Consider the following 13,303-nt stretch of genomic DNA (forward strand, 5'->3'; position numbering starts at 1 on the left):
CTCGCTCGTCATTTTAAGAATCAGCCCAGCAAAAAACTGCTTGGTAATCGGCAACTCCTGTGTTTTTGCGCAACCCACAGAAGCTGTATCAAGAAGGGAGGGTAGTCTACCCGAATGTACCCTTCAGCTCAAACCTTGCACGTTCGTCGGTGGTTGCCAGTGCAACTGGCAATCGGCCTGCGTCAGTTCGGGCAGGTTGGCCACCGCCAGCAATTGCTCGCCCCGATACAGCAGCGGCAGGCGCGGGCGCACGAAGTGCGGGACCTGCAGTTCGTTGAGCAGGCGCTTGAGATCGCGTCGACCGCGACCGGGCACCTGCATGACCTCGCCACCCTGGCGGTAGCGGATGCGCAAGTCGTCCCCAGCCGGGCCCGCCACCAGGCGGACGCAGCCATTGCCCGGCAGGAGCAGAGGCCGTGTGCCGTCCAGCCATGGCTGCTCAGTCAAGACGACGCCCAGCCAATCCCCACTCAGCCACCAGATCCGCCCATGACTGCGGTGCACTTCGCCATCGGCCAGACGCCAGATCGGAGAGGCATCGGGGGCGGCCTCGCGCAGATCGCTCCAACCCGCCCAGTGGCGGCTGTCAGGCAGGCGGGTACGTCGGCTGAGCCAGAACTGCAGCGCATTTCGCCGGCGCGCGGGCGACAGCGCCGCTAACGCCTCGAGGCTCAGAGAGTCCAGCCCTAACCAGCGTAGCGGCGCATTGTCGCAGGCAAGTGCCAAGTCGCTGGCGGCCAGTTCGTCCAGCAGGCCCAATGCCTCACCCAGGTGTTCGGCACTGCGCGCCAGGTTGGCCTCGGCCTGGGGCCAGCGCTCGCGTAACTGTGGGAACACTTCTCTACGGATGAAGTTGCGGGCGAAGGCCGTGTCGCGGTTGGAAGGGTCATCGACCCAAACCAGACCGTGAGCGTCGGCGTGGGCCTGCAACTGTTGACGCGACACCCCCAGCATCGGCCGCACCAGCCTGCCCTGCCCCAGCGTACGCTGTTGCGCCATGGCAGCCAGCCCACGCAGGCCCGCGCCGCGCAACAGGCGGAAAAGCAAAGTCTCGGCCTGGTCGTCGCGGTGCTGACCGGTGAACAGCACATCGCCCGGCTTGAGCAACTGCTCGAACGCGCCGTAGCGAGCATTGCGCGCAGCCTGCTCGAGGCTGGCGCCGGAAGCGACCTGTACAGGGATCACGTCGAGTTCGACACCCAAGGCGGTGCACACCGCTCTACAGTGATCGGGCCAGGCGTCGGCGACGGCTTGCAGGCCGTGATGGACATGGATGGCGCGCAAGGGCGGGGCTGGGTGGTAGCGGGCGTAATCGGCAAGCAGGTGCAGGAGGACCGTGGAGTCCAGGCCGCCGGAGAAAGCGACGTACCAGGCGGGGGCGGTGAGCCAGGGGGAAAGTTGGGGGGTGAGGTTGATCATCAGTGCCTCACTGGCCTTGCGCCCGGTTCGCCGGCAAGCTGGCTCCTACAGGGACCACGCAATCCTGTAGGGGCCGGCTTGCCGGCGAATGGGCCTCAAAGTCAGACGCCGTAGCTCATCAGGCGATCGTAACGGCGCTTGAGCAGCGTGTCGTTGTCGAGCTTGCCGAGCATGTCCAGCTGTTCGATCAGGTCGGTGCGAACGTTCGCCGCCATCTTCGCCGGGTCACGGTGGGCGCCGCCCAGCGGCTCCTGGATGACCTTGTCGACGATGTTCAGGCTCTTCAGGCGCTCGGCGGTGATGCCCATGGCTTCAGCCGCGTCGGCGGCCTTGTCCGCGGTCTTCCACAGGATCGAGGCGCAGCCTTCCGGCGAAATCACCGAGTAGGTGGAGTACTGCAGCATGTTCAGCTGGTCGCACACACCGATGGCCAGCGCGCCGCCGGAACCACCCTCACCGATCACGGTGGCGATGATTGGCGTTTTCAGGCGCGCCATCACACGCAGGTTCCAGGCGATGGCTTCGCTCTGGTTGCGCTCTTCGGCGTCGATGCCCGGATAGGCGCCCGGCGTGTCGATGAAAGTCAGGATCGGCATCTTGAAGCGTTCGGCCATCTCCATCAGGCGGCAGGCCTTGCGATAACCCTCAGGGCGCGGCATGCCGAAGTTGCGGCGTACCTTCTCGCGCACTTCACGGCCCTTCTGGTGACCGATGACCATGACCGGCTTGTCGTTCAGGCGCGCGGTGCCACCGACGATCGCGGCGTCGTCGGAGAAGTGACGGTCGCCGTGCAGTTCTTCGAACTCGGTGAAGATGTGTTCGATGTAGTCGAGGGTGTACGGGCGGCGCGGGTGACGGGCCAGGCGGGCGATCTGCCAGCTGGTCAGGTTGCCGAAGATGCTCTCGGTCAGGGTGCTGCTCTTGTCCTGCAGACGGGCAATTTCATCGCTGATGTTCAGCGAGTTGTCGTTACCCACCAGGCGCAGCTCTTCGATCTTGGCTTGCAGGTCGGCAATCGGCTGTTCGAAATCGAGGAAATTCGGGTTCATAGGCTTCCGTCTTGGGTCTACGGCCAGGCGGCCGGCCGGTTGATCCGTGTGGCGCCCTACCTTAAGGGATAGGGCGCATAAAGGTCGAGATTAAAATGCGTCGTTTCAACGGTATTGCAGGAAGACGTTCTCACGCCCGAACTGGTCACGCAGTGCCTGAATCAGGCCATCGGCCGGGTCGATAGACCACTGGTCGCCGAACTGCAGCATGGCCTTGGCGTCGCTGCCGGTGTACTCCAGGGTGATCGGGCAGCCACCGCGGTGGCGGGTGATCAGCTCGCCCAGCCAGCTGAGGCGGTCCCCCTTCAGCGCTTCGTGGCTGATCTTCAGGCGCAGGCTCTCGGCCAGCTTGGTGCGCGCATCCTCCATGGTCATCACCGTCTTGACCCGCAGACGCAGGCCTCCAGAGAAGTCGTCGTTGCTCACCTCCCCTTCCACCACCACCATGGCGTCGGTCTGCAGCAGGGCCTGGGCCGCCATGAAGGCGTCGGCGAACAGCGAGGCCTCGATGCGCCCGGAACGGTCGTCGAGGGTGACGAAGCCCATCTTGTCGCCCTTCTTGTTCTTCATCACCCGCAGGGCAATGATCATGCCGGCGATGGTCTGGGTGTCGCGCGCAGGCTTGAGGTCGACGATGCGCTGGCGGGCGAAGCGGCGGATCTCGGTCTCGTATTCGTCGATCGGATGACCGGTGAGGTACAGGCCGAGGGTATCCTTCTCGCCCTTGAGGCGCTCCTTGAGCGTCAACTCGCGCACCTTGCGGTGGTTGGCGTAAACATCCGCATCGGCGGCGTCGAACATCCCGCCGAACAGGTCGACATGACCACTGTCAGCGGTATGGGCAGCCTGCTCGGCGGCCTTGACGGCCTCGCCCAGCGCCGACAGCAAGGTCGCCCGGTTACGGTCGATGTTGGCCTGGTAAGCCTTGATCTCGTCATGGAAGTGCGGGCCAAGACGGTCCAGCGCGCCACTGCGGATCAAGGCATCGAGGGTGCGTTTGTTGACGCGCTTGAGGTCGATGCGCTCGCAGAAGTCGAACAGGTCCTTGAACGGGCCGCCTTGCGCGCGCGCCTCGACGATCGCCTCCACCGGGCCCTCGCCCACGCCCTTGATCGCTCCCAAACCGTAGACGATACGGCCGTCGTCATTGACGGTGAACTTGAAGTCGGAGAAGTTCACATCCGGTGCGTCGAGGCGCAGCTTCATGCTGCGCACCTCTTCGACCAGCACCACCACCTTGTCGGTGTTGTGCATATCCGCCGACAGTACCGCGGCCATGAATGGCGCCGGGTAATGGGTCTTCAGCCAGGCGGTCTGGTACGACACCAGGCCGTAGGCGGCGGAGTGGGATTTGTTGAAGCCGTAACCGGCGAATTTCTCCACCAGGTCGAAGATGTTGCCGGCCAGGTCCGCATCGATATTGTTGGCTACGCAACCTTCAATGAAGCCGCCGCGCTGCTTGGCCATTTCCTCGGGCTTTTTCTTACCCATTGCCCGACGCAGCATATCCGCGCCACCGAGCGTGTAGCCCGCCATCACCTGGGCGATCTGCATCACCTGTTCCTGGTACAGGATGATGCCGTAGGTCGGTGCCAGGACTGGCTTGAGCCCCTCGTACTGGTAGTCCGAGTGCGGGTAGGCCAGCTCGGCGCGGCCGTGCTTGCGGTTGATGAAGTCATCCACCATGCCCGATTGCAGCGGGCCCGGGCGGAACAGTGCCACCAGCGCGATAAGGTCTTCCAGGCAGTCCGGCTTGAGCTTCTTGATCAGCTCCTTCATGCCGCGGGATTCGAGCTGGAACACCGCCGTGGTCTCGGCCTTCTGCAGCAGCTCGTACGTCTTGCGATCATCCAGGGGGATGAAGTCGATATTGACGTCGGGCAGGTCCTTCTTTTTCTGCTCGCGGTTGATGATCTCCATCGCCCACTTGATGATCGTCAGCGTACGCAGGCCGAGGAAGTCGAACTTCACCAGGCCCGCAGCCTCGACGTCATCCTTGTCGAACTGGGTCACCAGGCCGCCGCCCTCTTCATCACAGGCGATCGGCGAGAAGTCGGTGAGCTTGGTCGGCGCGATCACCACGCCACCGGCGTGCTTGCCGGTACCCCGGGTGACACCCTCGAGCTTGAGGGCCATGTCCCAGATCTCGCGGCCGTCCTCATCACTCTTGAGGAAGTCGCGCAGGATCTCTTCCTGCTCGTAGGCCTTCTCCAGGGTCATGCCCACTTCGAAGGGGATCATCTTCGACAGGCGGTCGGCCAGGCCATATGATTTACCCTGCACCCGGGCCACGTCACGCACCACCGCCTTGGCGGCCATGGTGCCGAAGGTGATGATCTGGCTCACCGCGTTGCGCCCGTAAGCCTCGGCCACGTAGTCAATCACCCGGTCGCGGCCATCCATGCAGAAGTCGACGTCGAAGTCGGGCATGGAAATACGTTCAGGGTTGAGAAAACGTTCGAACAGCAGGTCGTAGGCAAGCGGATCGAGGTCGGTGATCTTCAGCACGTAGGCCACCAGCGAACCGGCACCCGACCCCCGGCCCGGCCCGACAGGCACGTCGTTGTTCTTGGCCCACTTGATGAAGTCCATGACGATCAGGAAGTAACCGGGGAAGCCCATCTGGATGATGATGTCCAGCTCGAACTTCAGGCGGTCCAGGTAGACCTGCCGCTTCTCTTCGTAGTTAGGTGTGGTCTCTTTCGGCCACAGCACGGCCAGGCGCTCTTCCAGGCCTTCGTGGGAGACATGCCGCAGATAATCGTCGATGCCCATGCCGTTGGGCGTGGGGAAGTCAGGAAGGAAGTACTTGCCCAGCTGCACGGTGATGTTGCAGCGCTTGGCGATCTCCACGGTATTGGCGATGGCATCGGGCAGGTCACTGAACAATTCGGCCATTTCCTCGGCCGATTTCAAGTACTGCTGGTCGCTGTAGCCACGCGGGCGGCGTGGGTCGTCGAGGGTCCAGCCCTCGCCGATGCATACGCGGGTCTCGTGGGCGTCGAAATCCGTCTGCTTGATGAAACGCACGTCGTTGGTCGCCACCAGCGGCGCGCCAAACTTGTCGGCCAGGGCAACGGCGGCATGCACGTATTCTTCATCGCCGGCGCGGTTGGTGCGTTGCACCTCGACGTAGAAGCGATCCGGGAACATGCCCATCCAGTCGCCGAGCAGGACTTCGGCTTCAGCCTGGCGACCGGCCAACAGGGCCATGCCGATATCGCCTTCCTTGCCTGCGGACAGGGCGATCAAGCCCTCGCTGGCCGGGGCAATCCAGTCGCGCTGGATGATCACCAGGCCGTTGCGTTGGCCATCGGTCCAACCCCGCGAGATCAACTCGGTGAGATTGCGGTAGCCCTTGGGGTTCATGGCCAGGAAGCAGATGCGCGACAACGGCGCTTCGGGATCCGCTCCAGCCAGCCACAAGTCGGCGCCGCAGATCGGCTTGATCCCGGCGCCCATCGCGGTCTTGTAGAACTTCACCAGCGAGCACATGTTGCTCTGGTCGGTGATCGCCACCGCCGGCATGTTCATCCCGGCCAAGGCTTTGGCCAGCGGCTTGATCCGCACCAGGCCATCGACCAGGGAGAATTCGGAGTGCACGCGAAGGTGAACGAAGGAGACCGACATGGAAGATCCTGTAGCAGAGCTGAACGACAAGGGCGGGATTGTAGCGCAAAAGGCGATGGGTTTCGGGCCACACCGTGGCCCGCTCACCTGGAGCCGGCTTGCCGGCGAACGGGCCCCTGATCAGATCAAGGCGTTGGAAAACCCTTCGCGGGCCTCCCACGCCGCCCGCACCGGCGCGAACGAACGCCGATGGATAGGCGTCGGCCCCAGGCGGGCCAGCGCCTCGAGGTGCACAGGGGTCGGATACCCCTTGTGCCCGCCGATCCCGTACCCCGGGTAGACCAGCTCGAACTCGCTCATCTCCCGGTCACGGGTGACCTTGGCCAGGATTGAAGCCGCCGCGATCGCCGGCACCTGGGAATCACCTTTGACCACTGGTGCTGCCGGCACCGCGAGCTTCGGGCAGCGGTTGCCATCGATCAACGCCAGTTTCGGCGTGATGTGCAACCCTTCGACCGCACGCTGCATGGCCAGCATGGTGGCCTGGAGAATGTTCAGACGATCGATTTCCTCGACCTCGGCCCGGGCAATGCAGAAGCTCAGCGCCTTCTCGCGGATCTCGTCGAACAGCGCATCGCGCTTGGCCTCGGTGAGTTTCTTCGAATCATTCAAGCCAAGGATCGGCCGGCGAGGATCGAGAATCACCGCCGCGGTGACCACGGCGCCGCACAGTGGGCCACGGCCCACCTCGTCGACACCCGCCACCAGCTCTTCGACCAGGTTGAAATCCAGCCCCATCTGCATGTCAACGGTCCTTCAGCAGGGCAAGCACCGCGTCGGCCGCCTGGTTGGAAGCGTCGCGGCGCAGCGTGCGGTGAATCTGGTCAAAACTGTCTGTCTGTTGCGAGCCGTCCCTGACCAGAGGCGCCAAAGTCTGCGCCAGGGCTTCGCTGGTGGCGGCAGCCTGCAGCAACTCTGGCACCAGCATCCGCTGGGCCAGCAGGTTGGGCAGCGACACGTACGGGCTTTTGACCATGCGTTTGAGAATCCAGTAGGTCAATGGCGCCAAGCGATAGGCCACGACCATGGGGCGTTTGTACAGCATCGCCTCGAGCGTCGCCGTGCCAGAGGCGATCAGCACCGCGTCGCAAGCGGCCAAGGCCTGGTGCGAGCGGCCATCGAGCAGCGTCAGCGGCAGGTCGCGGCCCTCGAGCATCTGCTCGACCTGGGCACGCCGTGCGGCATTGGCGCAGGGCAAGACGAAACGCACGCCCGGCACCAACTCGCGCAAACGCTGCGCGGCGTCCAGGAACAGCGCCCCCAGACGCCCGACTTCGCCACCCCGGCTACCCGGCATGAGGGCGACAACCGGGCCTTCGGCCAGACCGAGTTCGGTACGCGCGGCACCGCGATCAGCCTCGAGGGGAATGGTGTCGGCCAGGGGGTGACCGACAAAGCGTACCGGCACGCCCTGCTCTTCGTAGAAGCGCGCCTCGAAAGGCAACAGGGTGAGCATCAGGTCGCACCCTTCGCGGATCTTCAGCACGCGCTTCTGCCGCCAGGCCCAAACCGAAGGGCTGACGTAATGCACGGTCTTGATCCCGGCCTGACGCAGCTTGAGTTCGATGTTGAGGGTGAAGTCGGGGGCATCGATGCCGATGAATACGTCGGGCTTTTCGTCGATCAGCGTCCGGATCAGCTCCTTGCGCCGCTTCAACAGCTCGCGCAAGCGCCCGAGCACTTCGACCAGCCCCATGACCGCCAGGCGCTCCATGGGGAAATAGGAGGTCATGCCCTCGGCCTCCATCAGGGGGCCACCGACACCGATGAACCGCACATCAGGGTGGCGCGCCTTGATGGCGCGCATCAGGCCGGAACCGAGGATGTCGCCGCTGGCCTCGCCAGCGACCAGCGCAACACAGAGTTGAGCCATGTCAGCGGGTAATGCCGCGGGCGGAATTGGCGATCGACTGGCGGAACAATTCGACTTCGGGGAACTGAGTGACCAGTTCGTCCAGTTCCTTCATCGCCTCTTCGACGGTGAGGCCCTGACGGTAGACGATCTTGTAGGCCCGGCGCAGCGCGTGCAGCACTTCATCGCTGAAACCACGGCGACGCAGGCCTTCGAAGTTCATGCTGCGCGCTTCGGCGGGGCTGCCGAAGACCGTGACATAGGCCGGTACATCCTTGCCGATCGCCGTCCCCATGCCAGAGAACGCATGAGCACCGATATGGCAGTACTGGTGCACCAGCGTGTAGCCCGACAGGATCGCCCAATCGCCCACATGCACGTGGCCAGCCAGCGCCGTGTTGTTGACCAGGATGCAGTGGTTGCCGATCACGCTGTCGTGGCCGATGTGGGCATAGGCCATGATCAGGTTGTGGTCGCCCAGCGTCGTTTCCGAACGGTCCTGGATGGTCCCACGGTGAATGGTGACGCCCTCGCGGATCACGTTGTGATCACCCATCACCAGGCGCGTTGGCTCACCCTTGTACTTCATGTCAGGGGTGTCTTCGCCAATCGACGAGAACTGGTAGATGCGGTTGTGCTTGCCGATACGGGTCGGCCCCTTGAGCACCACATGCGGACCAATGATGGTGCCCTCCCCGATTTCCACATCGGGGCCTACGATCGACCAGGGGCCGACCTCGACCCCTTCGGCCAGCTTGGCCGAAGGGTCGATGATCGCCCGAGGATCAATCGAACTCATAGGGAGCGTTCCGCGCAGGTGATTTCAGCCGAGCAGACCGGTTTGCCGTCGACCAGGGCACGGCACTCGAACTTCCAGATCATGCTTTTACGGCTGAGGAACTTGGCTTCCAGCACCAACTGGTCGCCCGGCAGCACCGGCTGGCGGAAACGCAGCTTGTCGGAGCCGACGAAGTAGTAGAGGGTGCCGTCGGCCGGCTTGGCGTCGAGCATCTTGAACCCGAGAATACCGGCCGCCTGGGCCATCGCCTCGATGATCAGCACGCCGGGCATGATCGGATGCGCCGGGAAGTGGCCATTGAAGAACGGCTCGTTGATGCTGACATTCTTGTAGGCACGAATGCTTTGGGCCTCGAAGTCCAGCTCCGTCACGCGATCCACCAGCAGGAACGGGTAACGGTGAGGCAGGTATTCGCGAATCTCGTTGATGTCCATCATTTCGGGGGGAAGCCTGTAATAAGAATAGGGAGCGCAGGTACCGACCACACGCTCCTTTTGCAGATCCAAAGAGGAGCCAGCCAGTGACTGTGAACGCTCGCTCAGGAAAGGGTATCAGCCTTCTGATGTCGACTGGCCACCTGAGGTCACGGTGTCAACTCGTTTTTCCAGCTGCTGGAGACGCTTGGACATCTCATCCAACTGGCGAATGCGCGCGGCGCTCTTGCGCCATTCGGCCAAAGGCTGCATGGCCGTACCGGAAGAATAGCCACCCGGCTCGGTAATGGAGCGGGTCACCATGGTCATGCCGGACACGAACACATTGTCGCAGACATCGATATGGCCAACCATGCCGACGCCACCGGCAATCATGCAGTGCTTGCCAATACGGGTGCTACCGGAAATCCCGACGCATGCCGCCATCGCGGTGTGGTCACCGACCTGCACGTTGTGGGCGATCTGGATCTGGTTGTCGAGCTTGACGCCATCACCGATTCGCGTGTCGGACAACGCGCCGCGGTCCACGGCGGTATTCACACCGATTTCCACATCGTCGCCCAACGTCACACCGCCAATCTGGGCGATCTTGCGCCAGATACCCTTCTCGTTGGCAAAGCCGAAGCCCTCGCCGCCGATCACTGCACCGGACTGGATCACCACACGCTTGCCGATGGTGACATCGTGATAAAGCGTGACGCGCGGCGCGAGCCAGCCACCTTCGCCGATCACGCAGCGGGCACCGATGAAGCAATGGGCACCGACGGTCACATCGGCACCGATGCGGGCACCGCTTTCGATCACGACGAACGGACCGATGCTGGCGCTGGCGTCGACCTGCGCGTCTTCAGCCACCACGGCGCTGGGATGAATTCCCGCCACAGCCCTGGGCTTTGGATCGAACAGGTGCGAGATGCGCGCATAGGCGAGATAGGGGTCGGCCACGATCAAGGCGTTGCCGGCAAAGCCTTCGGCGTCCTCGGCCTTGAGCAACACCGCACTGGCCTGGGAGTCGTCCAGGAACTTGCGGTACTGCTTGTTGGCGAGAAAACTCAACTGCCCGGCGCCGGCCTCCTGCAAGGTGGCCAGCCCGGTAATCTGCAGCGCCTCGGGGCCTTTCAGCGTGGCCCCGAGGGCCTCGGCCAGCTGGCCGAGTGTCATGGTCACGGTCATATCAACGCGCTTGGTTCATGCGCTCGATGACTTGGCGGGTGATGTCGTACTGAGGTTTGACATCGATGACCGCGCCGCGCTCGAGCACCAGGTCGAAGCCACCCTTCTTGATCACTTCCTCGACAGCGCCGTCCAGCTTGGGCTTGAGCTGCTTGAGCATGTCGCGGTCGGCAACGGCCTTGGCTTCGTTCAGTTCCTTCGACTGGAACTGGAAGTCACGCGCTTTTTGCTTGAACTCGAGCTCCAGACGCTCACGCTCTGGCTGAGGCATCTTGTCACCGCCCTTGATCAGGCGGTCCTGGATGCCTTTGGCGCTGCTTTCCAGGCCCTTGAGCTTGGTCAGCTGCGGACCGAACTTCTTCTCGGCGTCGACGGCGTACTTCTTGGCCGCGTCGGATTCGAGCAGAGCCATCTGATAGTTCAGCACGGCTACCTTCATTTCGGCGAAAGCCGGGGTGGCGACCAGCGCCGCGGCCAGGATGGCCAGTTGGGTCAACTTACGCACGATGAACTCCTGGATAAACCGTTGTCGTTAAACCAGGGCCGACCTCAGAAGGTCTGGCCCAGAGAGAATTGGAATACTTGCGTGTCGGCGTCGTCCGGCTTCTTGATCGGCATTGCCAGGCTGAAGCTCAGCGGGCCCAGCGCGGTAATCCAGGTCACGCCCAGACCGACGGAGCTGGCCATGTCCGAGAAGCCGACCTTCGCGCAATCAGGCTTGCTGCCGCAGTTGGTGTCGAACACGTTACCCACGTCCCAGAACACGGAAGTACGCAGCGAGCGCTGGTCCTTGACGAACGGCAGCGGGAACAGCAACTCGACACCACCCTGCACCAGCACGTTGCCACCGAACGGCAGCGGATCCTGGTCCGGGTCGGCGATGGTGCCTGGTTTTCCGCCAGGGTTGCCTTCACCGCGGCTAGGCGTACTGCGTGGTCCGAGGCTGCTGTCCTTGAAGCCACGCACGGAGTTGAAACCACCCGCGTAGTAGTTCTCGTAGAACGGCAGGCCCGAAGTGCCACCGAAACCATCACCATAGCCCAGCTCGGTATGCAGGCGCAGGGTGTAGTCATTGTTGATCGGCTTGAACAGCTGGCCGCGGTAGTCGAGCTTGTAGAACGACAGGTCGCTGCCCGGGATGGTGGACTCCAGAGTGAGGCTTTGCGAGTGACCACGGGTTGCCAGCACGCCTTTGTTCAGGGTCGATTCAGACCAGCCGATCGAGGCCTTGAAGTTCAGGAAGTTGTCGCCTTCCTTGTCGACGAAATCGAAGATCTCGTCGACGGTGTACTTGCCGGTCTTGAGCTTGTCCTGCTGTACGGTCAGGCCATAGGTCAGGCGCGAGGTCTCGCTGATCGGGTAGCCGAGGCTGACGCCGGCACCCAGGCTGTCGACCGCATAGCTGGCCACGTCGACATCGAGGTCGTCGTAGTTGGTGCTGCGGTAGAAGGCGTTGTAGCCCAGGCTGACACCGTCGGCGGTGAAGTAGGGGTCGACGAAGCCGAAGTTGTAGCGGGTCTGGTATTCGGAACGGGTCAGGCCGATGGAGACCTTGTTACCGGTACCCAGGAAGTTGGTCTGGCTGATCGAACCGCCAAGAATCAGGCCCGCGCTCTGGGCGAAACCGACGCTGGCGGTGATCGAACCGGAAGCCTGCTCTTCGACGCTGTAGTTGACGTCGACCTGGTCGTCGGTGCCTGGCACCGGCGGGGTCTCGACGTTGACTTCCTTGAAGAAGCCCAGGCGCTCGAGGCGGGTCTTCGACTGGTCGATCAGGTAGGTCGAGGCCCAGCCGCCTTCCATCTGGCGCATCTCGCGACGCAGCACCTGGTCTTCGGTCTTGGTGTTGCCGCGATAGTTGATGCGGTTGACGTAGGCACGCTTGCCCGGATCGACGACGAACATGATGTCGACGGTGTGATCCTGGTCGTTCGGTTGCGGCACGCCGTTGACGTTGGCGAAGGTGTAGCCTTCGTTACCCAAGCGACGGGTAATCAGGTCGGACGTGGTGGTCATCACCTTGCGCGAGAATACCTGACCTGGTTGTACCAGCAGCAGCGACTTGACCTGGTCTTCCGGCACCTTGAGGTCACCGGACAGCTTCACGTCGCGAACGGTGTACTTCTCGCCTTCGTTGATGTTGACGGTGATGTAGACGTGCTTCTTGTCCGGGGTGATCGACACCTGGGTCGAGGCGATGTCCATGTTGATGTAGCCGCGATCCAGGTAGTAGGAGCGCAGGCGTTCCAGGTCACCGGACAGCTTTTCACGGGCGTACTTGTCATCGTTCTTGAAGAACGACAACCAGTTGGTGGTCTTGAGCTCGAACAGCTGGCCCAGCGTTTCGTCGTCGAACACCGTGTTGCCCACCACATTGATGTGCTGGATCGCGGCCACGGTGCCTTCATTGATCTTGATCTTCAAGCCGACGCGGTTGCGCGGCTGGGGGACGACTTCGGCGTCGACTTCGGCGGAGTAGCGGCCCTGGGCCACGTACTGGCGCTGCAGTTCGTTACGCACGCCTTCGAGCGTGGCACGCTGGAAGATCTCGCCTTCGGCGAGGCCCGACTGCTTGAGCCCCTTCATAAGGTCTTCAGTGCTGATCGCCTTGTTGCCTTCGATCTCGATGCTCGACACCGACGGGCGCTCGACCACGTTGATGATCAGGACATTGCCATCGCGGTTCAGCTGGATGTCCTGGAAGAAGCCGGTCTTGAACAGCGAGCGGGTGGAGTCGACCAAGCGGCGATCATCGACCTGATCGCCGACGTTCAGCGGCAACGCGCCGAACACGCTGCCGGCGGAGACCCGCTGCAAGCCGTTGACACGAATATCGGAGATGGTGAAGGACTCGGCGTGAACTTCAGCGATCATCAGTGCGGAGAGCACCGCAGTTAGCAGCAGACGTTTCATGAAGTCCTTTTATTCCAACTGGCAATAAACAACC

The 13,303-nt window shown here is 62.8% G+C and carries 10 protein-coding genes; all 10 read right to left on the reverse strand.

All coding sequences use genetic code 11. The features are described 5' to 3' along the window. Positions 1–123: 123 nt before the first annotated feature. The gene (gene tilS, locus IM733_RS13065; RefSeq protein WP_248917075.1) at positions 124–1,419 is read right to left on the reverse strand and encodes a tRNA lysidine(34) synthetase TilS; all 1,296 of its coding nucleotides are present in this window, start codon (positions 1,417–1,419) and stop codon (positions 124–126) included. 101 nt (positions 1,420–1,520) lie between these two features. Further along, complete coding sequence (locus IM733_RS13070; protein ID WP_248917076.1) at positions 1,521–2,468, reverse strand: acetyl-CoA carboxylase carboxyltransferase subunit alpha; 948 nt, start codon at positions 2,466–2,468, stop codon at positions 1,521–1,523. A gap of 105 nt (positions 2,469–2,573) precedes the next feature. After that, complete coding sequence (dnaE, locus tag IM733_RS13075; protein WP_248917077.1) at positions 2,574–6,098, reverse strand: DNA polymerase III subunit alpha; 3,525 nt, start codon at positions 6,096–6,098, stop codon at positions 2,574–2,576. Positions 6,099–6,218: 120 nt separating this feature from the next. Next, on the reverse strand, positions 6,219–6,842 hold the full coding sequence (gene rnhB, locus IM733_RS13080) for a ribonuclease HII (RefSeq protein WP_248917078.1): 624 nt from the start codon (positions 6,840–6,842) through the stop codon (positions 6,219–6,221). Between the two features lies 1 nt (position 6,843). Further along, on the reverse strand, positions 6,844–7,971 hold the full coding sequence (gene lpxB, locus IM733_RS13085; RefSeq protein ID WP_248917079.1) for a lipid-A-disaccharide synthase: 1,128 nt from the start codon (positions 7,969–7,971) through the stop codon (positions 6,844–6,846). Position 7,972: 1 nt separating this feature from the next. Then, on the reverse strand, positions 7,973–8,749 hold the full coding sequence (gene lpxA, locus IM733_RS13090) for an acyl-ACP--UDP-N-acetylglucosamine O-acyltransferase (RefSeq protein WP_240063838.1): 777 nt from the start codon (positions 8,747–8,749) through the stop codon (positions 7,973–7,975). Continuing rightward, the gene (fabZ, locus tag IM733_RS13095) at positions 8,746–9,186 is read right to left on the reverse strand and encodes a 3-hydroxyacyl-ACP dehydratase FabZ (protein WP_011535269.1); all 441 of its coding nucleotides are present in this window, start codon (positions 9,184–9,186) and stop codon (positions 8,746–8,748) included. The genes lpxA and fabZ overlap by 4 nt, the downstream gene beginning before the upstream one ends. A gap of 114 nt (positions 9,187–9,300) precedes the next feature. Then, the gene (lpxD, locus tag IM733_RS13100) at positions 9,301–10,356 is read right to left on the reverse strand and encodes a UDP-3-O-(3-hydroxymyristoyl)glucosamine N-acyltransferase (protein WP_248917080.1); all 1,056 of its coding nucleotides are present in this window, start codon (positions 10,354–10,356) and stop codon (positions 9,301–9,303) included. Position 10,357: 1 nt separating this feature from the next. Further along, complete coding sequence (locus IM733_RS13105; protein WP_011535271.1) at positions 10,358–10,861, reverse strand: OmpH family outer membrane protein; 504 nt, start codon at positions 10,859–10,861, stop codon at positions 10,358–10,360. 44 nt (positions 10,862–10,905) lie between these two features. Next, complete coding sequence (gene bamA / locus IM733_RS13110) at positions 10,906–13,269, reverse strand: outer membrane protein assembly factor BamA (RefSeq protein ID WP_248917081.1); 2,364 nt, start codon at positions 13,267–13,269, stop codon at positions 10,906–10,908. Positions 13,270–13,303: the final 34 nt, after the last annotated feature.

The sequence above is a fragment of the Pseudomonas entomophila genome (assembly GCF_023277925.1).
Lineage (GTDB): Bacteria > Pseudomonadota > Gammaproteobacteria > Pseudomonadales > Pseudomonadaceae > Aquipseudomonas > Aquipseudomonas entomophila_D.

What these genes read in the sequence shown, in the direction of transcription:
- tilS (WP_248917075.1), bottom strand. Translation starts at nt 1,419, where the DNA reads ATGATCAACCTCACCCCCCAACTTTCCCCCTGGCTCACCGCCCCCGCC.
- IM733_RS13070 (WP_248917076.1), bottom strand. Translation starts at nt 2,468, where the DNA reads ATGAACCCGAATTTCCTCGATTTCGAACAGCCGATTGCCGACCTGCAA.
- dnaE (WP_248917077.1), bottom strand. Translation starts at nt 6,098, where the DNA reads ATGTCGGTCTCCTTCGTTCACCTTCGCGTGCACTCCGAATTCTCCCTG.
- rnhB (WP_248917078.1), bottom strand. Translation starts at nt 6,842, where the DNA reads ATGCAGATGGGGCTGGATTTCAACCTGGTCGAAGAGCTGGTGGCGGGT.
- lpxB (WP_248917079.1), bottom strand. Translation starts at nt 7,971, where the DNA reads ATGGCTCAACTCTGTGTTGCGCTGGTCGCTGGCGAGGCCAGCGGCGAC.
- lpxA (WP_240063838.1), bottom strand. Translation starts at nt 8,749, where the DNA reads ATGAGTTCGATTGATCCTCGGGCGATCATCGACCCTTCGGCCAAGCTG.
- fabZ (WP_011535269.1), bottom strand. Translation starts at nt 9,186, where the DNA reads ATGATGGACATCAACGAGATTCGCGAATACCTGCCTCACCGTTACCCG.
- lpxD (WP_248917080.1), bottom strand. Translation starts at nt 10,356, where the DNA reads ATGACCGTGACCATGACACTCGGCCAGCTGGCCGAGGCCCTCGGGGCC.
- bamA (WP_248917081.1), bottom strand. Translation starts at nt 13,269, where the DNA reads ATGAAACGTCTGCTGCTAACTGCGGTGCTCTCCGCACTGATGATCGCT.